The organism is Xenorhabdus bharatensis (assembly GCF_037996705.1).
Lineage (GTDB): Bacteria > Pseudomonadota > Gammaproteobacteria > Enterobacterales > Enterobacteriaceae > Xenorhabdus > Xenorhabdus bharatensis.
Genome location: NZ_JBBMXG010000105.1, coordinates 1 through 226 on the forward strand (window position 1 = coordinate 1; position 226 = coordinate 226).

At 49.6% G+C, this 226-nt stretch carries 1 protein-coding gene; it reads left to right on the plus strand.

Features of this window, described 5'->3' with window-relative positions; all coding sequences use genetic code 11:
- Positions 1–226 (plus strand): tail fiber assembly protein (locus AAC855_RS21435; RefSeq protein WP_422824421.1); only part of this gene is annotated, 226 nt, incomplete at both ends.

Here is a 226-nt window from a genome sequence, read left to right on the forward strand (position 1 = left end):
CATTTACAGCGCAAAAACAAATGCGTTTTATCCTGTTGCGTGGAAACAGGCTTACATCAAAGCGGGTTCATGGCCGGAGGATGGTATTGAGGTCAGTGAAGCCGTTTACATGGAGTTTGCAATTCATCAACCGCCAGAAGGGAAACAACGTGTAGCGGGGCATAATGGCTACCCTACATGGGTTGACATCCCACCGCCTACACCGAAGGAACTGCAACAACAGGCT